Origin of the sequence: Nostoc sp. 'Lobaria pulmonaria (5183) cyanobiont', assembly GCF_002949795.1 — a bacterium.
In the GTDB taxonomy this organism is placed as follows: domain Bacteria; phylum Cyanobacteriota; class Cyanobacteriia; order Cyanobacteriales; family Nostocaceae; genus Nostoc.
In genome coordinates this window covers 4,033,016-4,054,358 of record NZ_CP026692.1, presented here as the reverse complement: position 1 = coordinate 4,054,358, position 21,343 = coordinate 4,033,016, and the positions used below count along the sequence as shown (strand labels likewise).

Sequence of the window (21,343 nt, the reverse complement as noted above, 5' to 3'; positions counted from 1 at the left end):
TTTAAACGCAACTTAAGACTTATGGATACACAATTCGCCCAACTAATCGTTAATGGGATTGCGGTGGGGAGCATTATTGCTCTAGCCGCAGTCGGACTGACTCTTACTTATGGAATTTTACGGCTATCTAACTTTGCTCATGGTGACTTTCTCACTTTAGGAGCCTATCTGACTTGGCTGATAAACACTATTGGAGTCAATATTTGGCTGTCGATGATCCTAGCAGCGGCGGGAACAGTAGCAGCAATGCTGTTATCGGAAAAGTTACTGTGGTCAAAGATGCGCTCTATCCGTGCTACTTCCACTACGCTGATTATTATTTCTATCGGGCTTGCCTTATTTATTCGCAATGGGATTATTTTTATCTGGGGTGGCAAGAACCAAAATTATAATTTACCTGTTACTCCGGCTTTAGATATTTTGGGTTTAAAGATACCGCAAAATCAATTATTGGTATTAGGATTGGCGGTGCTAGCAATTTTGGCGCTGCATTACCTGCTGCAAAATACCAAAATTGGTAAGGCGATGCGAGCAGTTGCCGACGATCTGGACTTAGCTAGGGTTTCAGGTATCAATGTTGACCGAATAATTTTCTGGACTTGGCTAATAGCTGGCACTCTTACCTCATTGGGCGGAAGTATGTATGGGTTAATTACAGCCGTGCGCCCGAATATGGGATGGTTCTTAATCTTACCATTATTTGCCTCAGTAATTCTTGGTGGGATTGGCAACCCCTATGGTGCGATCGCAGCAGCTTTTATCATTGGCATCGTCCAGGAAGTCAGCACTCCTTGGCTGGGTTCACAGTATAAACAAGGTGTTGCACTGTTGATCATGATTTTGGTGCTGCTCATTCGTCCCAAAGGTTTATTCAAAGGAACGATTTGAGCAGCACCATTCCACTTCTAACTATTGAATAATGTGGAAATAGTAGGCTGCTACCAGGAAATTGATAGCTAACAACAACAGTGCCCACCCTGTGCGAAAGGCGTAGGGAGGTTTAGCGCCGCTGTCGGCAACTGGGGAATTCTTAGCTTTAGCAGTCATAATGCGATTCTCCTTATGTCATGACTTTTTAAGAAATACCAAACTGGCGTACCAAATACTCAAATTCTTTAAGAATATTTGTGTGAAGTTGGGAATTGGGCACAACAGTTCCGAGTTCCGAGTTCCGAGTTCTGAGTAAAGAAGTAAGATTTACCACTCAGCACTCAGCACTCAGCACTACTACTTCCCCACTCCCTCCTCTCCAGCATGATAGGAACTGCGAACCAGAGGCCCAGAACGAACATGGTTGAATCCCATTTCCCATGCTAATCTGCCGAGTTGATCGAATTCCTCTGGAGTCCAATATTTTTGGACTGGCAAATGTTCTAGAGAAGGACGCATATACTGCCCGATAGTCAAGCGATCGCATCCCACAGTCCTTAAATCGGCCATTGCTTCAATGACTTCATCAACTGTTTCTCCGTGTCCCAGCATCAAACCTGATTTGGTGGGAATTGTCGAATCGATTTCTTGAACCGTAGCCAGCACCGAAAGCGAGCGATCGTACTTGGCTCCCCGGCGCACGCGGCCAGTTAAGCGTTGCACTGTCTCGATATTGTGATTGAAACAAGCTGGTTTGGCTTTGACAATCATCGCTATTCGCTGGCGTTGACCTGACTCTCCAACACCAGCACCACCCCAAAAATCTGGGGTCAGCACTTCAATTTGAGTCTCTGGGTTCAATTGGCGGATAGTCGCGATCGTCTTCACAAAGTGTCCTGCCCCCTGATCGGGTAAGTCATCACGGGCTACAGAAGTCAGCACCACATAACGCAATCCCAAAAGCTGCACTGCCTGTGCTACCTTTTGAGGTTCATCTAAATCAAGAGGCATCGGTGCGTGACCTTTATCTACTTGACAGAAAGCACAAGAGCGTGTACACGTAGGCCCCATTAGTAAGAAAGTTGCAGTTTTTTGGGCATAGCACTCTCCCCGGTTGGGACAGCGTCCTTCTTCGCAAATTGTGTGAATTTGGCGCTGCTTAATAATGCGTTGTACGGTAGAGATTTCACTGGCTTTGCCAATCGGGCGACGTAGCCAGCTAGGCATTGCCGTAATTTCAGACTTTAGGTCGGCTTGTTGTGACGAAATCATAGACATCCAAGCAAGATGCGGATATAGATGTAGTGGTCTGTCGATTAAATATCACCATGACACAAATTGAAAAGAGCGCGAGCAAAAGTTTTGCAAAACACCTCTAGCAATGTCATTTATACCGAAATATACTATCCCCCAATTGCCAGAAATTATGTATATAGTGGGAGGATTCTCAAGGACAATCGGCAAAGCCGCTATTTACACTTATAGTTTCTGTTAGAGCAAACAGTCGTGGCAAGCAACAAGATTTTAGTTATCGATGACACTACGGTTGTCAGGGTAAAAGTACGAGAAATGTTGCCTCCGGGCAATTTTGAGGTACTGGAAGCAAAAGACGGTGTGGAAGGACTAAATTTCATTCTTCAGGAAAAACTCAGCCTGATTATGCTGGATTTCCTGTTGCCTAAAATGAGTGGCTGGGAAGTTTTTCAGCAAGTTCAAGCCCACCCAGAATTAAGAAAAATTCCTTTAGTGATCATGTCTGGTCGCAAGGAAGAGGTGACTGAGAAAATCACAGAACCATTTGAATATTTTGAATTTTTGGGCAAGCCTTTTGATCAGAAACAACTAATTGGCGCGATTAAGTTAGCTATGGCTAAGGCGAAACAGCCACGCCCAGAACTAGTTTCGGTAGGAGCAGCGGTTGCCGTCAAAAATGGCACAATAGCAACCTCTAGTGTCACCAATGGTACGGTAGTAGCCCCTAGCGTCGCAACCCCCAGTACTGGAGGAGTCTCCGAGGCAGAAATTAATGCATTGAATGAAAAAATTGTGAAAATGCAAGCAGAAATTGATGGTTTGAAGAAACAGCTAACTCAGGTTGTGACTTTTATTAAACAAAAAATCAAGTAGTATTTGTGCTCGTTATTATTATCGCAGCCAAAAATACACCATCTATACTGGTGTCCGATTAAAAGCGGATAAAAATAGTTAGTTCAAAAACACTTATGTTGACAAATCATCATTATTTAGTGAGGTGCAGCTTTACCTTAGTCCGCTAAAGCTGTACTTTATCTTCCCTCTTCGTAAGTTCGGAGAGGGGTTGTAGTTGAAGTTTTGATATCTACTTAACTTGATGAGAAAACGCTACAGATCAAGATTCAGATATTTAGTAAGAAAAATATATTAAAAGTCATATTTTCTAATACAAATTAAACAAAAAAATCCTATTTCATGATGAGGATAGTCTTTGCGCGGGAATAATAAGCCATAGAAACAATAATTATGAGTATAGTCCGCAATGTTAGTAGTATTGGATACATTATATTCGTTTCCTGGCTATCGCATTACTGAACAAATCTACTCAGGCAGTAAAACCCTGGTTTATCGGGGTATTAGAGAAGAAGACCAAAAATCAGTCGTTCTCAAATTGATGCGGAATGAATATCCTACCTTTACGGAAATAGCTCAGTTCCGAAATCAATATATCATCACCAAAAACCTCGATCTTCCTGGCATAGTCAAAACCTATAGCTTAGAAAATTACCGTAACAGCTATGTCTTAGTGATGGAAGATTTTGGCGGTATTTCCCTGCAAAACTGGCGAATAGAGGACAAGGTAAAAAAGGAAAACTGGCTTTCCCTGAACGAGTTTTTCCACATTACGATTAAAATTGCTTCTACCCTGGAAAGACTACATCGCGATCGCATCATTCACAAAGATATCAAGCCTGCCAACATCCTCATAAACCCTAGCACAAATGAAATCAAACTCATCGACTTTAGTATTGCCACGCTTCTGCCAAGAGAAATTCAATTTCTCACGAATCCCAACATCTTAGAAGGTACTCTAGCTTACATTTCCCCAGAACAAACCGGAAGGATGAACCGAGGTATTGACTACCGCACTGATTTTTATTCCCTCGGTGTCACCTTCTTTGAGCTCCTCACCGGACAGTTACCCTTCACCAGCAAAGATCCGACAGAGTTAGTTTATTCTCACATTGCCAAACAACCGCTAAGAGCCAGTCGGATTAACTCCAATATTTTGCCAATTTTGTCTGACATCATCAGCAAGCTGATGGCAAAAAATGCCGAAGACCGCTATCAGAGTGCTTTGGGGTTAAAGCATGACTTGGAGACGTGCCAAAGCCAATGGCAAGAAACAGGAAATATTACACCCTTTGAACTCGGTGTGAGAGACATCTCAGACCGTTTTGTAATCCCCGAAAAACTCTACGGTCGCCAAAGTGAAGTTGAAACCCTACTCGCTGCTTTTAAGCGTGTAACAGAAGGGGCAACAGAAATGATACTAGTCGCAGGTTTCTCTGGCATTGGCAAAACTGCCGTGGTCAATGAAGTCCACAAACCTATTGTGCGGCAGCGTAGTTACTTCATTAAAGGCAAATTTGACCAGTTTCAACGTGACATTCCTTTGTCAGGATTAGTGCAAGCCTTTCGGGACTTAATCGGGCAACTGCTCTCAGAAACTGATGCCCAAATTCAACAATGGAAAGTCAAAATTCTGCGGGAATTGGGTACACAAACCCAGGTGATTATTGATGTCATTCCTGAACTCGAACAGATTATTGGTAAGCAACCTCCAGTGACTGAACTATCTGGCAGCGCTGCCCAAAATCGTTTCAATTTGTTGTTTCAAAAATTCATCCAAATCTTCCCAACTAAAGAACATCCCCTGGTTATCTTTCTAGATGACTTGCAATGGGCAGATACGGCTTCCTTGAAATTAATTCAGTTATTAATGTGTGAAAGCATGTTGTCTTCTTTTTCAGAAGAGACAGAACAGATGCGTGAAACCAAAGGAGGTTTTTTATTAGTTGGTTCCTATCGAGATACTGAAGTTTCCAAGGTACATCCGCTTTATTTGACACTACAGGAGATTCAAAAAGCAGGAGCAATCATTAATACAATTACTTTAGTACCTCTAAATCAGAGTGATTTAAATCATCTAATTGCTGATACACTTCATTGTTCGGAATTAGTTGCTGTTTCTCTTACCCAGATGGTATTTGCTAAAACTAAAGGCAACCCCTTCTTTTCTGTTCAATTTATCAAATCTTTACATGATAATGGGCTAATTGTATTAAATTTTGATGCAGGTTATTGGCAGTATGATATTTCCAAAATCAAAGATTTAGCTCTCACGGATGATGTAGTAGAATTTATCGCTCTGCAAATAGAAAAATTGCCAATATATACCCAAAAAGTTTTGAAACTAGCTGCCTGTATTGGGAATCAATTTGACTTAAAAACTCTGGCGATCGTGAATGAAAAATCTGTAGTAGATACAGCATCAGACTTGTGGCAAGCGAATACTAGATTGTGAACATCACCACTTGCCATTTCTCTAGAATACGAGAAGAGATCATTACACCAGGCAAGAATATTAATTGTCTTCTGCTTGAGTTTTTTGAAGATGTCGTGCTGTCGTAAAATATCAGGAATCAGCAATTGATCGCAAAATTCAATCAATACTACGGTAAGATCCCCTGCCGAACTTAAGTTCCGTATTCTGATATAGGTATCAATATCCGGTATAATTCCCTGTGCGCGGTTACTTGCTTCCTGTACACATCCGGCGAAGTATTCCTCAAAGCTAAAAACAAAATGATGGAACCATTTTATGCTTCCTATCTGAAGCATCCGTTGTCGTAGGTCGCTTAAAGCATAGCTAAGGTGTATATCGTTGCTTGTAAGTTCTGCTCCATTTAGTACTTCAATAAATCTTTGGTGAAAAAGCTTGAGTGCTTCAGGTTGTTGGCCTAAATCTGACATATCACATTGGTCATCCTAAATAAATAGCCAACTGAACAAGTCACTGGCAATCTTGATTTTTTCTAGATCGCAGTAAGGATAAGCACCTGCTACTAGCTTAAAAAAATTTGACTTGATGAAACGTCGGTAAACTGATTGATTTGCCAGTAGGTTAAAACGAGTTACCCATTCTAGAGCATACTCTTCTAAAACATCAACATGCTTATTGATATGGGATGAAAATGGACAGTATAAATCAGACGAAAGTAGTTCCTTCATAGAAATATATTAGTTAGAAGTAACCAACATGAATTGCAGGATAAAAAAATCAATAGACTCATAGAGAGCCTATGACAATTCCTTGAAAAGAATTAGCTAAAACACCAGATGCTATATAGTGTGCAAATCATATTTGCATCACTGTTAGTGGTATATAAATCTATCTGAATATTTACTAACTTAAACAGTATTCTTCAATGTTTTCTTTAAAAGCATAACCGGAACTTTACTGAAATTTTCCAGAATTCTATTTTTTGATAAAATTTTTATATCTAGAAATACTCATGATAAATACTGTTGACTAACTGAAAAAATTAACTTATGGCATCAACAATTTTGAACTTTGATAGCGCTACTTTTATAAAAATACAAGGGTAATAATAACTAATTTTAAAGCGTTCGCTTTATGAAAGAGGATTTTAAATTTTAGTGAAAGTACAGATGAGTGGTTAATTTCCATGCTGTAGCGATAGATAGGTCTGTTGGTTGCATAGGGCAATTTAGTTTGAAAATGTTGGTGTTATCAGAGTTTTTGGGAACTATAGGGTTGTCAGACGAGAAATTTGCAGTCAGTCTGCCAATAAAATAGAGGTGACTTAGCTGCGATCGCAGGCAATAGTGAATAATTAACAATGAGTTAAATTAATCTAAATACATGAACGAAAATCAAGATATGAGAATACTTTATGAACCAGAAGATAATTTAATATTAGTGGTAGATGATACTACTACAAACTTAGAAATTGTCTTTTATATATTAACTAATGTAGGTTTTAAAGTTATCACAGAGAATGATGGAGAAAAAGCAATAAAACAGGTTGAATCTAGACTACCAGATTTAATTTTATTAGATGTAATGATGCCGGGGATAGATGGATTTGAAACCTGTAAAAAGCTGAAAAATAACTCAGAAACCTGTGATATTCCTATAATTTTTATGACGGCTAATTCTGATACTGATAGTAAAGTAAAGGGTCTAAATATAGGGGCAGTTGATTACATTACTAAACCCTTTCATGAAGAAGAACTATTAGCTAGAATTAAAACCCATCTGCAATTACGAAATCTCACAAAAACTTTAGAAAAACGAGTTGTGGAAAGGACAGCAGCTTTGTCTAGAGCATTAAAAGACCTACAAGAGTCTCAACTCCAGCTTGTGCAGACAGAAAAAATGTCTGCCCTTGGTCAATTAGTAGCAGGAGTTGCTCATGAAATTAATAATCCAGTTGGTTTCATTCATGGCAATCTTGGACACGCTTCAGTATATTTCCAAGACATGATTAACGTCATCGATCTCTATCAGCATCACTATCCTAATCCAGTCCCAGAAATTGAAGAGGAAATTGCAGCGATAGATTTGAAGTATATGCTTGCCGATCTGCCTAACTTAATTTCCTCAATGAAAGAGGGTGTTCAGCGGATTCGCGACATTAGTACCAGTCTCAGAACTTTTTCTCGAGCAGATAGCGATCGCAAATTTTATTGCAATATTCATGATGGCATAGACAGTACAATTATGATTCTCAAACACCGTTTAAAAGCATCCGAAGCTCGACCCGATATTCAAGTAATTAGAAATTACGATATATTACCAGAATTAGAATGTTTTATCGGACAACTAAATCAGGTATTTATGAATTTATTAGCTAATGCTATTGATGCTTTGGAGGAGTCTAATTTAGGACTTACCTATATGGAGATTGAAGCAAATCCTAATCAAATTTTGATTCAAACTACTCTCACTGAAGATAAAAATTATATCTTGATTAGGATTAAAGATAATGGCATAGGAATGTCGGCTGATGTCCAACAAAAAATCTTTGACTATTTATTCACCACCAAGCCTGTAGGTCAAGGTACAGGATTAGGGTTATCAATTGCCCGTCAAATTGTTGTCGAAAAACATGGAGGAACTCTAGAGGTAAATTCATCAATAGGGCAAGGTTCAGAGTTTATCATTAAACTTCCCATTTAATAATTATAGTAAGTTAAGTTTATCAACATAATAAGTAAATTTATGTTCAAAGCAGTAGTAGGTCACAGTAACGAGCCAGATTCTCTAGCAGCAGTTGAAGAACTTCTTCAACAATGTGCCAGTTCTCTTGCAGGAGATATACCAAAAGCTGGGATTATTTTTGCTGCAATTGACTTCGATCATTCTCTCATTTTGCAGCAAATCGATCGGGCTTTTCCGGGGATTGAGTTGATTGGTGGAACAACAGATGGAGAAATTTCTTCAGTCTTAGAGTTTCAGCAAGATTCAATCACTTTGATGTTGTTTTGTTCAGACGAAGTTGAAATTCATGCAGGAGTTGGACGCAAAGTTTCAGACGATCCAATTACTGCAACTAAACAAGCTGTGGAGCAAGCCAAAGCAAAAAGTACTGCACCTCCAAAGCTATGCCTAACTCATCCAGAGAGCCTCACAACTAGTGGTGTCTCTATATTGAATGGCTTAAAGCTAGCTCTTGGTCAATATATGCCAATATTCGGTGGTTTGGCAGGCGATCAATCAAGATATCAAAGTACATATCAATTTTTTCAAACAGAAGTATTAAGTGATTCTGTACCAATTATGCTTTTTTCCGGCACAATATTGTTTTCCCATGCTGTTGCAAGTGGTTGGCATCCTATTGGTCAAATAAGCAAAGTGACTAAAGTAGATAAAAACATAGTCTATGAAATAGATGATAAACCAGCTTTAGATTTTTATCATCATTATTTAGGTTTGCTTCCTCCTTCAATGGAATATCCACTAGCAAGGTACAGATCGTATTTTCAATATTAGCCATAGCCTACGAATTTTCTCTAGAGCCGATACACAACAAAAAATTCTCTTTAATATTCATGAAGGTATTAACAGTACTCTCGTCATTCTCAAACACCGTTTACAAGCGAATAAGATTCGTCCTGCTATTCAAATAGTTCAATATTACGAAGAAATTCCCCTAGTAGAATGCTTTCCGGGACAACTGAATCAGGTATTTATGAATCTCTTAGCAAATGCCATTGATGCTTTAGATGAGTCTACTGCTAAACTCAATTTTAATGATATTAAACTAAATCCCAATCAAATTACAATTCATACTGCCCTCGCTGAAGATAAAAATCATATCTCGATTCGGATTCAAGATAATGGGGTGGGAATATCGGCTGATGTTCAGCAAAAAATGTTCGATCATTTATTCACAACAAAACCTGTGGAAAAAGGAACAGGATTAGGATTATCAATTGCTTATAAAATAATTGTGCAAAAACATAAAGGAACTCTAGAAGTAAATTCTGTATTAGGAAAAGGTTCTGAGTTTATAATCACTATACCTATTTATTAAAGTAGTAAAAAGATGAATTGCGTAAACTATTTCAAAAATAAATTTTTTCATTATAACCAAAAGCAAACACTAAATTCTCAGAATAAAAAGATTAAGTAGTTACTTTAGAGGCATTTTGGGGAACTCTATATATAACTGTACTTTCAAGATTGTATCTTCAAAATTTATGATCGATGCACCTAAGCACTCAATAGCTACGCTTAATCTTTCTTTGGAACGCGATATATTTTTACGTACACTAATTAGAGAATTATCTGGTACTTTGCAGGATGTAGTTGGTTTAGAAGAAGCTTCTGGATTTATTAGTGTAGTTGGTCAAAGGATGGCTAGGCATCTAAACCAAGATTACAAATCTGCCCTGGAAGTCTCAAATCTTTCCCGCAAACAGGTAGCTGATGTCTTGATTGATTTAAAAAAACGAATCCAAGGCGATTTTTATGTCATTGAGCAGGATGATGAAAAAATTGTCTTTGGCAACCGTGTTTGCCCATTTGGCGACAAAGTACTTAATCGCCCTGCGATGTGCATGATGACTTCAAACGTTTTTGGAACGATCGCAGCTAATAATCTAGGATATGCGAAAGTAGAATTGCAAGAGACGATAGCACGAGGTTATTCTGGATGTAAAGTTATTGTTTACTTAAAACTTACAGAAGAGGCAGAAGATGCAGAAGGTCGAGAATACTTTAGAGGACTAGAGTCTGTGTAAATACTTCAGCATCAAACAAAATCAATCCAGAATACAAGCTTAGTGCAGATATGTAAAGTAGAGTCGAACCCTTAAATTGGAAGCCCCATGACTCCTGAACAATTTCTTGAACTTGCCAGAGTTTTACCAGAACCTTTACTCCTGGTGAGTGGAGAAGGTCAGTTGTTAGCGACCAATCAACCAGTAGCAGATATATTGGGGTTACGCCGTCAGGAACTGCGGGGAATAATGCTGTTTGAACTTGTAACTCAGTCTGCTGATGATGTTGTAAAGTACCTACAAGCTTGTTCAAGTAGCAGAGCAATGGTTATTGGCTCCTTGACTTTCCGAAAGAATGATGGACAAACATTAATATGTCGTAGTCAAGGAGCAGTTATTCAACCTTGGTCTCCTGAATCTTCAGCTTTAATTCTCTTACGCTTGGAAAATAGAAACCTGGCCAGCAGTAATTTCGTTCTTTTAAACGAAAAAATTGATGAATTAGGAAAGGAAGTACAGAGACGAAAACAAGCGGAAGAAGCGCTTTGGAAAGCGAATCAAGAGCTAGAAATTCGGGTTGAGGAACGTACAACTGCTTTACAAGACACACTAAACGAACTACAACTTACCCAAACTCAGCTTATCCAAGCTGAAAAAATGTCTAGTTTAGGTCAGATGGTCGCTGGTATTGCCCATGAAATTAATAACCCTGTAAGTTTTATTTATGGGAATCTTCACCACGCCCATAAATACACTCAAGATTTACTAACATTGGTGCAAATTTATCAACAACTTTGTCCAAATATTCCTCCAGAAATCCAAGATAAAGTAGAAGAAATAGATTTAGATTTTCTGATTCAAGATATAAGTAAACTATTCCAGTCAATGAAAGTAGGAGCAGAGCGCATTCAAGAAATTGTTAAATCACTACGTAACTTTTCCAGACTTGATGAAGCACAACTTAAGCAAGTTAATATTCATGAAGGAATTGATAGTGCTTTAATGATTTTAGAGCATCGTCTGCAAGCTAAATATGAGTACCCAGAAATCAAAGTCATCAAAAAATACAGTCAACTGCCGAATGTAACTTGCTATCCTGGTCAACTCAACCAAGCATTTATGAATATTCTTGCTAATGCGATCGATGCACTGGAGGCGTCGGCTAATAATGGTCAGAGGTCAGCAATAAATCCACAAACTGCTGATAATCAACAATTTGCAGAGAATAATCCTAAAATTCAAATAAAAACTGAGTTAATCGATCAAAACTGGATAGAGGTTACAATTGCTGATAATGGTTTAGGGATAAATGAACAAGTTCGCTCAAAGCTATTCGATCCGTTTTTTACCACGAAAGCAGTTGGCAAAGGCACTGGATTAGGGCTATATATAAGCTATCAGATTATAGTTGAAAAACATAACGGACAACTTAGCTGTTTTTCAGTTCCAGGAAAAGGTGCAGAATTTGTAATTAAGATACCTATTAACTCAGTCTGATTAAATTTAATTTCAAAGATATGATAAACGCCTGTCTGCTAATTTGCAAACAGGCGTTTTTTGAGTATAAAGTTTGATGGAGAATCGGTTAAATCTTAGCAGTAGAATCAACTGAGGGTTGAGACTGACTAACCGAATCTAACTTTGGCAAAAGCAGTAGCTTTTGTGCTTTTACATTACTGTTGATTGTTGCTTGCAAAAATGGGGTATGGGAGATGGAATTGTTAGCCAATGTAAACAGTGGATTTGACAAAATCCCTGCTATGGAAGTGGCAATTAATGTTACCACCAAACCGACCTGCAAAGGTCTTAACCCAGGCAAATCCCAACGCACTTGTGGATAATTCTTCACCGCGTCGGACATTTCATGAGGTTCTTTGACTACCATCATCTTGACTACGCGAATGTAGTAGTAGATGGAGACGACGCTGGTAACTAAACCCAGCAAGACTAACCAATAAAGTCCTGCTTGCCAACCAGCCCAGAATAAGTAAATCTTGCCGAAAAACCCAGCCAATGGTGGAATACCACCCAAGGAAAGCAGGGCGATACTTAACGCCAGTGTTAGGAGTGGGTCTTTTTGATATAAGCCAGAGTATTCGGCAATCTGGTCGGTTCCCGTGCGTAGTGAGAACAGAATGATGCAGGTAAAGCCGCACAGGTTCATGAACAGGTAAACCAGTAGGTAAAATATCATACTGGCGTATCCTGCCTGTGTACCAGCAATCAAACCAATCATCACAAATCCAGCTTGGGCAATGGATGAATAAGCTAGCATCCGTTTCATGCTGGTTTGGGCTAGGGCGACTACGTTACCCAAGATCATGCTGAGAACGGCTAGAGCAGTGAAGACAAATCTCCACTCGTCAGCAACAAGGGGGAAGGCTGTTGTCAGCAAGCGAATGGCTAGGGCAAACCCAGCTGCTTTGGAACCGACAGATAAAAAGGCGATGACTGGGGTGGGAGCGCCTTCGTAAACGTCTGGTGTCCACTGGTGGAAGGGTGCTGCGGAGATTTTGAAGCCAATACCTGCGATCGCAAAAACCAGGGCAATCACTAAACCTAAAGATTGACCGACTTTAGCTGTGGCAATGCCATTAGCGATCGCACTTAGTTCGGTTTGTCCTCCAGATAGTCCATACAGCAGTGATACACCGTACAAAAATATTGCTGTACTGGAAGCTCCAATTAACAAGTATTTCAGCGCCGCTTCATTGGAGCGAGGGTCACGCTTGGTATAACCTGTTAACAAATAAGAGGAGATACTCAGGGTTTCTAGGGAGATGAAAATCATCACCAACTCACTAGCCCCGGATAAAAACATCCCTCCCAAAGTAGCACTCAGCAAAATAGCGATAAATTCTGCTAAAGCGGTGCCGCTCTGCTCAACGTAGCGAATTGACATCAGTATAGTTGCGATCGCAGACAAGGCAATAATACCGCGAAAGACGATACTCAGGTCATCACCGTTAAAGCTGCCGGTAAAACCGATGGGATTAGGAGAGTCCCATTGAAAATATAGGGCGACAATCGAAGCAAATAAACCTGCGATCGCTAGATATCCAATCCAGCGTGCGGATGTACGCCCCAAAATCAAATCAACAATCAAAACCCCCAAGAGGGTGAGAATAACAATCCCCTCTGGTAAAATCGTTCCAGCGTTTAGCTGGGATGCAATATTAGCAAAATCCATGAGATGTATAGGTTTTGGCGATTAGACATTAAGGCTAACTCTGTTCACTCTAGCAAGTTTTATAATCCCCGGACTAGCTCTTTTAACAAGAGCTTAACAGCTTAGGTGCAGATGGCGAACGTACCAACTTCACTGGCTTACCAGCAGCTTTATCAGTATCTAGGAATTCACCTAACAGCTTTCCTACCTCGTTTTTTAGGCGCGAACTTCAGCGAATATCATAAATAATTATGCCGCAACCAGTGCGATAATTAGGTACAAAAAGCTTATAAAATTAATAAGGGCACAGCATTGCTGTGCCCCAACAATATTTATAACTCCTAACTTTATTAAAAACTGACTGATGGCAGCTTGCCTTGTAGTGACTGAAATTTGGCTTGAACACAGTTGGCACAATTACAACCAAGTTGATCAATAATCGAATTAGATGTTTGAATCAAGTTTGGTGTTACCAGATCGGGAATTTGTTGTGTAGATACCACCGTCACAATTTGGGTAGCGTATGTAGATTTCAGGCTGGATGCGTTTGCTGGATTGACTACCAGCAGCATGGATACCAGAAATGCAGGACAGGCAAGTAGAATCAGTTTGATAATGTTCATAATTTACAAAGATACCTTTGCTGATACAGCATAGCCAATAAATTGCCGAGGTTCAACTTTAATTAGTGAGTATTGCTTAACTACGTCCAAAGCCTTGACCGCGTAAAACCTTTGACCATACAAGTAATTCACCCTGCTCACCGCCGGCGGCCAGTAACTTGCCTTGGTGATGCCAAGCTAGGCTAGAAAATCCTGCTGAGACACCTGTGATAATTTGGGATACTTCCTTGGCTTTGTTCCACAAACATAACCAGCCGTCAGCAGCAGCAGAAGCGAGAAGGAAGCTTTTGGGTGCAAAGGCGATCGCATTGATTACACCCACATGATTTGTTAATACTCTTGCTTCCCAACCTAATGAATCATCCTCTAGCTTTTCCCAGACTACAATACCTTCAACGCTAGAAGATGCCAGTATTGGCGCACCTACTTTAGTTATAGCTTCTGACCATGCCAATTGGCGAATTTTACCGGGGAAGCCACGCATCACCCAAGGATCGGGGTTGTTCCACTCCAAAACGGTGACACTACGATCCATGTTGCCAGAAGCCAGGAATTTGCCATCGGGCGACCAAGCCATAGCTAAACTGACAGTAGTCATATCTAAGCAGTATGGTTCTTCATCCCAGTTTTGACTATGCCAAATCTTCACTCCCTTGTAACCACTAATGGCTAAGTATTGTCCGTCAATGCGCCAATCTATACCCAATACTGAAGAGTTGTCGAAATTCAGCGTCACGACAATTTCACGAGTATCTGCATCCCAAACTTGGACATAACGCCCCAAACTAAAAGCCAGTTGGTTACTGGTGTAATTCCAAGCTAGTTTATCAACCCATGCGGGAGCATTTTCCAATGTGGCGATTAATTCAGTGTCGCGCCAAATTTTCACCTGTCCATCTTGTCCACCAACCGCTAAAAATTTTCCATCTGGCGAAAAGGCTAGACAGTCTACTGATTTACCGTTAGCAGTTTGTAAGCTTGTGAGTTCGCCATCATTCCACAAAACTACTTCACCGGCGGCGGAAGTTGCTGCTAAAGTTTGACCTTGTGGCGACCAAGCGATCGCAGTTACATAATCTGAAAGTGTCCCCGAATAGTTTTGTTCAAATTCCTTAGATTTGGTTGTGGAGTTCATATCTATAAGTGTGGAGTGGGGAATGGGGAATGGGGAATGGGGAATGGTAAATTCCCTACTCTCTACTTCCCACTTTCTAAATTATGCTAGACAAGCGAGAAAATCTTGCTTGAGTTGGGCTGCATCAAGATTGCGGCCGATGAAGACTAGTTCGTTTTTGGGGGTTTCGCTTGGTTTCCAGGGGCGATCGGGTTTGCCGTCAAATATCATGTGTACTCCTTGGAATACAAATCTATTATCTTCTCCAGCAATATTTAAAATACCTTTCATCCGAAAGATATCTGGGCCTTGGGTACGCAGTAACTCCGAAAGCCAAGTGTTTAATTTTTCGCCATCGACTGCACCTGCTTCTACTAAAGCTACAGAAAAAACAGTTTCATCGTGTACATGGGCATCTTCGCCTAAGAAATCTGGATCAATTTCTAAGGCGCGTTCTAAATCAAAAGCTTTTACACCTAATAAAGCATCCATCCCTAGTTCAGAATTTTGGGTTCGGTAGATTTTTGCGATCGCATTCATCGCCCGAATCCGTTTTTCTAATTCATCCAACTCTTCTGGCGCTACCAAATCTGTTTTATTAAGTAAAATTACATCAGCAAAAGCAATCTGTTCTTGTGCTTCGTCTGCATCCCAGTGCTGCCAAATATGCTTGGCATCTACGACTGTCACCACTGCATCTAGAGACAGTTGGCTTTGCAAATCTTCATCCACAAAAAATGTCTGAATTACTGGTGCTGGATCAGCTAATCCAGTTGTTTCAATTACTAAATGGTCAAATTTATCACGCCGTTTCATCAAATTACCGATGATCCGAATTAAATCGCCGCGTACTGTACAACAGATACACCCATTGTTCATTTCAAATATTTCTTCATCTGTATCGATAATCAATTGATTATCAATACCCACTTCCCCAAATTCATTGACAATCACAGCAACTTTTTTGCCATGTTCGTAGGTGAGGATGTGATTGAGTAGAGTCGTTTTACCTGCTCCCAAATAGCCTGTAAGAACAGTAACGGGAACTGAATTGTTGATTACGTCAGCCACCATACTCTAAATTCCTCTTGTCTCACCTTGTGGATAATCATTATCGCCTATGATAAATCTTTTTATATTTTTGTGCGAACTTGCTATTATTTTGGGTTTCAGCAAAATCATCACATAACTTAATCAAGAAATATTTTATTTTTATGCATCTGTAATAAGTTAGGACTTACGCACTGTACAAATTAGCTCTAATATGCATTATGATGTTTGGTCGTTTTAGGCGCTTGGCATAACCCTGATTTACTCGCATATTTGCGTAGACGTAGCCCGTCGTAGACATACAGACTGCTAAACATGCCTTAAATACCCAAATTATACATCTGACTTATGTGCTATACCTAAGTCATAGTATCTTCTCAAGTAAAAGTCTATAAATCAGTTCTATCGTATCTTTGCTAATAACTTTATTAGTGGGATTTTGTACAAACTGTCTTTTACAGTTTTGGCACTGGTATTTTGGTTTTTGATTATGAATACTGCTATTTTTGACAGTGTGTTGAGAACTATAATTAGGGCAAGTAGGTTTGGAGGCTGACATCGAGGCTGAAATAGTCTAATTTAAAAACACTGGTACTAGATTACGTGTAACAAGTTATAACTAAACCATACATTTAACAATTTTATAATTTATAAAGAATTAAATTATTTAGTTAAATATAATTAAAAATTTCAATAGCTAAAAACGAATAATTTGAGTTAGTAAGTATCAGTTTTAACTAGATATTTACCACTAGCTGCAAGATTATGTAAAGAATCAGGTTTTAATTTAAATGATTGAAGGAGCGATCGCAATCAGTAAAGTTGAGGATTGCTTATTGAAATTTCTGTTCTACAAAGTCCTATTCTAATAGGTAAAAAAGAGCGATTCTATGAAGTGAGGTATCGCTCTAGTTGTAATTAATGGTGATGAAACTGAACTAAGCTAATTTACGGCCTTTATGCTGTAGTAGATAACCAGCACTGATTAGACCAAAGGTTAATATTCCTAGTACTTCTGATGGTTCGGGAACAGCAGTATAAGAAATAGTTCCATTCCAAGTACGTGAACTGAAGCTAGTGCCAAAAGTTCCTCTGTTCCCAGTACCTAAGCTGAGACTGATATCTGCGTTGCTGTAAGTATTTGAGCCATCTGTGTAAGCCAGGATATTAGTATTACTACCAGCGACGAACGCGCTATTTGGTTGCCCTCGAAATAGAACATATAGCCCTGTAGTTGAATTGGCTGGGAGAGTAAAATCACTAACATCTACAAAGGTAGGAGTGTCTGTTGGGTTGGCTGAAGCCAGAGAAGTCGCAGACACTAAAGTCCAGGCAGCAGGATTAGTTTCTGAACCAACATAAGTCCCTGATTTAGTGTAGACATCAATCACGGCGTTTGCAGGGTCATTTAATTGCATAACGTTGATGTTCAAATCGGTGACAGTTAATGGTCTGCGAAAGGTAGTAACATCAAACATGTTACCTGCTTGTTCATTGTCACTTGTAAAAGTAGTGGTGATAGAAGCTGCTTGAGAGGGACGGACATTGCTTAGGAAAGCTAAACCTAATGTAGCTCCAGCTAGGGCAATCAATGATTTTTTATGAACAAAAAACGTACTGTTTAATTGCATTTTGTCAACTCAAAAAGAATAACATTAATGTATGTTATAAAGCAGATTTTTGTCAATTAATTGCCCATAGCAGCAGCAATTCCAAGTTAATAACTTGACACTTAAAGATTAAAAGGAGATTAAAACATAAGTAGGTCGGCACGATAAAACCCATGTACGTTTAATTTTGTAAAAACTGTGGAATCACTCATTTATAAGCTGTTCGCTGATTTTACATTTCGTCACATAAGTTGATTTTTTAACGCCGAGTTATTTAGATGATAAAAAGATTTAGAGTAAAAATCTTAAATCGATGAAATTATTGATTTATACAGGACTTACGCATTGACAGAAAGTTGACCATGTGAATTTAAGGGACTTCCAGAAAATAAAATATCCAGTTGCTAAGAATTGCATATTTATTGAAAGAGAAAGCGGTTGCCGACGGCAACCGCTTTCTCACCCTTAAAATGATTATCATTTTAATTGGGTGTATATTTTATTCTCTAGAAGTCCCTAATTTTAATCTCGCACCAAGGCGCAAAATGATTCTTTGCGTCTTGGTATGAGGATTGAATTTTATCGGGAGAACAAAAAATCTTGAACTGCTTCTAAAATAACTGCTGGGTATTCTTCATGTAGTCCCAGAGAACCAGGAATGACAACGCTTCTCACTCCTGGTAAGGCTATCAAAGCGTTCATTTCTTCTCGTGATTTGGGAGGACTAGATTCCCCAATTACTACCATGAGCGGTACGGTTAAAGACTGCACAAGTTCTAGAAAATCAGATTGTTCGTGTACAGCATCGAGATTACCAGTTACAAAGGCAGCAGATGCAAATCGCGCTCCTGGTTGTTGAGTCGTGTGCCATTTCTTCTCAATGAAACTGGGTGTAATTTTAGCAGCGTCAGTAAAGACATGACGGCGGTACATAAAACTTAAAAAAGATTGGGTAGTGTTGAGTTTGTAGAGAGCTTGACCAAGTATAGGCGATCGCACCAATTCTCTCACAATGCCAGCTATTTGCTGACTTGCTCCCATTGTCGGCAAAGGTCCACGCCAAGTAGGGCCTAACAATACAATCCGTGAAAAAGTAGCAGGTTGTTTCACCGCTAATTGTAAAACGTAACTAGCAGCATGACCAGCCGCCACCGCAGTAATCGGAGTATTAAAAATAGCTTTGACAAAATCTTCCAGAAATTGCTGATATATTTCTGGTCGGTAATTCAAACTAGGGCGAGAAGATTCACCAAATCCAGGCCAGTCTAAGGCTACAACTTGAAAATTGGGAGCTAGTAACCTGGCAAGTTCGCCCATTTCCAAACGCGTCGAAACACTGCTGAAAGCTGGTAGTAGCAATAGCGGTGAACCTTTACCGAGGGTTTCATAAACAACGCGCAATTGCTGGTTTTCCCAGTTCCAGAAATATTCTTGAACTACTCCACCAAAGCCAATAGCAGTAGAGGTAGATAATAGATTGGTTGACATGAGACTAAATTTTGGTAGTTGTACCTTATTTGTCCTTTGTCATTTGTCATTTGTCCTTTGCTAATGACCAATGACCGATGACCAATGACTAATGACCAATTTTAGATTCCAATGCTTTTTTTTGCATGGTTTTAAAAATGTTGTAAAATCCATTAGCACGGGAAGGTGTCAGGCTAACATTTAAACCTGTTTCTTGAATAAAATCTGGAGTAAGTTGGACAATCTCAGTTGGCGTTAGTCCATCTAATCCCTCTACCAGAAGCCCTACTAATCCTTTGGTTAACTGGGAATCGGAATCGCCCTGAAATACAACTTTACCATCATCCAAGGCTGCGGTGATATAAACTTGAGACACGCAACCAGGAACTTTATTTTCGGGTAATTTATCAGCTTCTGGGAACTCATTGAGCTTCTGAGCATACCAGATTAGCTGTTCGTAGCGTCGCTTCGGTTCGGAAGCGCGTTGAAAGCGCTGGACAATTTTAGCGAGCGCAGGTGGCAAAGAATCTAGAGTTGAGGACATAAACAGAAGCTGAAAACGATCGGTATCTCCTTGAGTGTAGATTATCTTTAGAGCGATCGCGCCTCCGGTTCTTTTGGCATTACTGACTATAATTTATCAAATCCATCTAATTACTGCGATCGCATTGATAAAGATCGAGTTTTTTGATGTGTCTAATCACAAAAACTTAATTTTATGTTTTTATAAGCAAGTTTTAACAATCAGTCTACATAAACTATAGTTGCATCCATATATACTTTTATGACATAAGTATGATAAATTGGTGAAACTTATGTGTCATTTGATTTGATTGAAATCCAGATAGATTTTGTGGAGCTTAGGCGATTTGCACGCTCCTCGCTGCTAACTCTCAACTACGCCTTAGTATGACTAGTGGCGATGCGATTCCTACGGCGGGCTGCGCCTACGTACTTACAAAATTAGCTGCAAGTTCATTAAACTAAGCAGCTAGATAATTATCAACAATTAAAAATTAAAAATCAAAAAAAATTCTGATTTTTAATTTTTAATTTCTCTCCCTTGAGGATTAATTTGTAGTTTGTGCAGCTAGCATCTGCTTCAGCTTTTCTAATTCCGAAGCCCAACGAGGATCTGGACGAATAGCATCTGAATCAGTGGTTGTGGTGTTGTTTTCACGAGAACCGCCGCCGCCACCGCCGCCACGACGAGGCTTCTTAGAGCTTTTCTCGCGGCGGCTACCTTCTCTGTTGGGGCTAGGAGTCGGGGTACTATTACTAGCAAGAGTGACTGGTTTAGGAGCTTGCTCGTCACCCTCTTCACCCTTTGTCCGAGGTAATGCCTTCTCTAGCTTAATGGGAGTATCTTTGAACATCTGACCATTATACTTTTCAATAATTTCGTCAGCTTGTTCGTCATTGTTGACTGTAAGAAAACCGAAACCACGGCATTTGCCAGTTTTGCGGTCTTTAATTAATTTAGTAGTTACAGCATCACCTTCTGCTGCAAAAACGGCTTGTAGATCTTGACGATCTATTTCATCTTTAGGCAAATTACCTATATATAGGCGAACGGACATGAACTATACCTCCAGAGTTGAATGAACATGGCAAGGCAAGAAAACAATCATTTAGCTTTAGCTTTTAAATAGATGCTATTGACCAAGACTGCCATAAACCAATTTTTTTGCTCGAAACTGTCAACCTATACAACAATACAGTTTTTCGTCGGGATCAAGCTTATTTAATCCAATGGCTCACACTATGGTGAGCTAATAACACCTTAATTCTAAGAATTGTAAATTTAATAGCCTATTGCCTGCTAAAGTACACGCTTTCTTCTATGCCCTTATTCGCAGAATCAAATACCATTCCTTACATTACCACGGTATTTTCTACGTAGCTAGTTTAGCGCATACATTTCCGACATTTAGTATTACTGCATCGTAACATAAAACACATTTTTTTATTCAAGTGAGCATATTTTGAAACAAAAACCAGCCAGTGGCTGGTTAATTTGCTGCTGTGTTGGGAGGATAAAAAGGTATAGAGCGGGGAAAAAGCACCTAAATCCACAACTAAGCGGTGATGCTGAGTTATGTTGGTTGCTCTTGTTTGTGTAAATAAATGTAACACTTGTTAAGGAAACCTG

The 21,343-nt window shown here is 39.5% G+C and carries 19 protein-coding genes and 2 pseudogenes; 8 read left to right on the top strand and 13 right to left on the bottom strand.

Features of this window, described 5'->3' with window-relative positions; translation table 11 throughout:
* Positions 1–21 precede the first annotated feature (21 nt).
* Entirely contained in the window at positions 22–888 is an 867-nt protein-coding gene (locus tag NLP_RS17840) for a branched-chain amino acid ABC transporter permease (RefSeq protein WP_104907559.1), read from the top strand.
* A gap of 21 nt (positions 889–909) precedes the next feature.
* On the opposite strand, the gene NLP_RS17835 is transcribed toward NLP_RS17840, so the two are convergent.
* Both NLP_RS17835 and lipA read right to left on the bottom strand, forming a co-directional pair.
* Entirely contained in the window at positions 910–1,047 is a 138-nt protein-coding gene (locus tag NLP_RS17835; RefSeq protein ID WP_104907558.1) for a photosystem I protein PsaX, read from the bottom strand.
* A gap of 180 nt (positions 1,048–1,227) precedes the next feature.
* A complete protein-coding gene (lipA, locus tag NLP_RS17830) occupies positions 1,228–2,142 on the bottom strand; it encodes a lipoyl synthase (protein ID WP_104907557.1) in 915 nt (304 codons plus the stop codon).
* A 234-nt stretch (positions 2,143–2,376) separates the two neighbouring features.
* On the opposite strand from lipA, the gene NLP_RS17825 reads away from it, so the two are divergent.
* On the top strand, positions 2,377–2,997 hold the full coding sequence (locus NLP_RS17825) for a response regulator (RefSeq protein WP_104907556.1): 621 nt from the start codon (positions 2,377–2,379) through the stop codon (positions 2,995–2,997).
* 388 nt (positions 2,998–3,385) lie between these two features.
* Positions 3,386–5,416: pseudogene (locus NLP_RS17820) on the top strand (AAA family ATPase); the annotation flags it as partial.
* Here the strand turns inward: NLP_RS17820 and NLP_RS17815 are convergent.
* Both NLP_RS17815 and NLP_RS35010 read right to left on the bottom strand, forming a co-directional pair.
* Entirely contained in the window at positions 5,341–5,880 is a 540-nt protein-coding gene (locus NLP_RS17815) for a terpene synthase family protein (RefSeq protein WP_234016974.1), read from the bottom strand. The pseudogene NLP_RS17820 and the gene NLP_RS17815 sit on opposite strands and share 76 nt — an antisense overlap.
* Positions 5,881–5,895: 15 nt before the next feature.
* Positions 5,896–6,138, bottom strand: coding sequence for a hypothetical protein (locus NLP_RS35010; protein WP_234016973.1), 243 nt, complete (start codon positions 6,136–6,138; stop codon positions 5,896–5,898).
* Between the two features lie 655 nt (positions 6,139–6,793).
* Here NLP_RS35010 and NLP_RS17810 point away from each other — a divergent pair.
* From NLP_RS17810 to NLP_RS17790, 5 genes and pseudogenes are all read left to right on the top strand, one after another.
* Positions 6,794–8,113 (top strand): hybrid sensor histidine kinase/response regulator, encoded by a 1,320-nt coding sequence (locus NLP_RS17810; RefSeq protein ID WP_234016972.1) that lies wholly within the window; start codon positions 6,794–6,796, stop codon positions 8,111–8,113.
* A gap of 42 nt (positions 8,114–8,155) precedes the next feature.
* A pseudogene (locus NLP_RS17805) lies at positions 8,156–8,899 on the top strand (FIST signal transduction protein); the annotation flags it as partial.
* 13 nt (positions 8,900–8,912) lie between these two features.
* Positions 8,913–9,470: a sensor histidine kinase gene (locus NLP_RS35820; protein WP_104907555.1), complete on the top strand. Its 558-nt coding sequence runs from the start codon at positions 8,913–8,915 to the stop codon at positions 9,468–9,470.
* A gap of 166 nt (positions 9,471–9,636) precedes the next feature.
* Positions 9,637–10,179 carry a methanogen output domain 1-containing protein gene (locus NLP_RS17795; RefSeq protein WP_104907554.1) on the top strand — a complete coding sequence of 181 codons (543 nt, stop codon included), beginning with the start codon at positions 9,637–9,639 and terminating at the stop codon, positions 10,177–10,179.
* Positions 10,180–10,266: 87 nt separating this feature from the next.
* Positions 10,267–11,655: an ATP-binding protein gene (locus NLP_RS17790; RefSeq protein WP_104907553.1), complete on the top strand. Its 1,389-nt coding sequence runs from the start codon at positions 10,267–10,269 to the stop codon at positions 11,653–11,655.
* 88 nt (positions 11,656–11,743) lie between these two features.
* Here the strand turns inward: NLP_RS17790 and NLP_RS17785 are convergent, their stop codons facing one another.
* The 9 genes from NLP_RS17785 to NLP_RS17745 form a co-directional block, all read right to left on the bottom strand.
* Positions 11,744–13,348, bottom strand: a complete 1,605-nt coding sequence (locus tag NLP_RS17785; protein ID WP_104907552.1) for an NAD(P)H-quinone oxidoreductase subunit N — start codon at positions 13,346–13,348, stop codon at positions 11,744–11,746.
* A gap of 329 nt (positions 13,349–13,677) precedes the next feature.
* A complete protein-coding gene (locus NLP_RS17780) occupies positions 13,678–13,950 on the bottom strand; it encodes a hypothetical protein (RefSeq protein WP_104907551.1) in 273 nt (90 codons plus the stop codon).
* Between the two features lie 76 nt (positions 13,951–14,026).
* Positions 14,027–15,085, bottom strand: a complete 1,059-nt coding sequence (locus NLP_RS17775; RefSeq protein WP_104907550.1) for a WD40 repeat domain-containing protein — start codon at positions 15,083–15,085, stop codon at positions 14,027–14,029.
* Between the two features lie 81 nt (positions 15,086–15,166).
* Positions 15,167–16,138, bottom strand: coding sequence for a CobW family GTP-binding protein (locus tag NLP_RS17770; RefSeq protein WP_104907549.1), 972 nt, complete (start codon positions 16,136–16,138; stop codon positions 15,167–15,169).
* A gap of 340 nt (positions 16,139–16,478) precedes the next feature.
* The gene (locus NLP_RS36125) at positions 16,479–16,673 is read right to left on the bottom strand and encodes an IS1/IS1595 family N-terminal zinc-binding domain-containing protein (RefSeq protein WP_442946626.1); all 195 of its coding nucleotides are present in this window, start codon (positions 16,671–16,673) and stop codon (positions 16,479–16,481) included.
* Positions 16,674–17,052: 379 nt separating this feature from the next.
* Entirely contained in the window at positions 17,053–17,745 is a 693-nt protein-coding gene (locus tag NLP_RS17760; RefSeq protein WP_104907548.1) for a hypothetical protein, read from the bottom strand.
* A 558-nt stretch (positions 17,746–18,303) separates the two neighbouring features.
* Entirely contained in the window at positions 18,304–19,212 is a 909-nt protein-coding gene (locus tag NLP_RS17755; RefSeq protein WP_104907547.1) for an alpha/beta fold hydrolase, read from the bottom strand.
* Positions 19,213–19,300: 88 nt separating this feature from the next.
* Entirely contained in the window at positions 19,301–19,735 is a 435-nt protein-coding gene (locus NLP_RS17750; RefSeq protein WP_104907546.1) for a SufE family protein, read from the bottom strand.
* A 526-nt stretch (positions 19,736–20,261) separates the two neighbouring features.
* Positions 20,262–20,771: an RNA recognition motif domain-containing protein gene (locus NLP_RS17745; protein ID WP_104907545.1), complete on the bottom strand. Its 510-nt coding sequence runs from the start codon at positions 20,769–20,771 to the stop codon at positions 20,262–20,264.
* Positions 20,772–21,343: the final 572 nt, after the last annotated feature.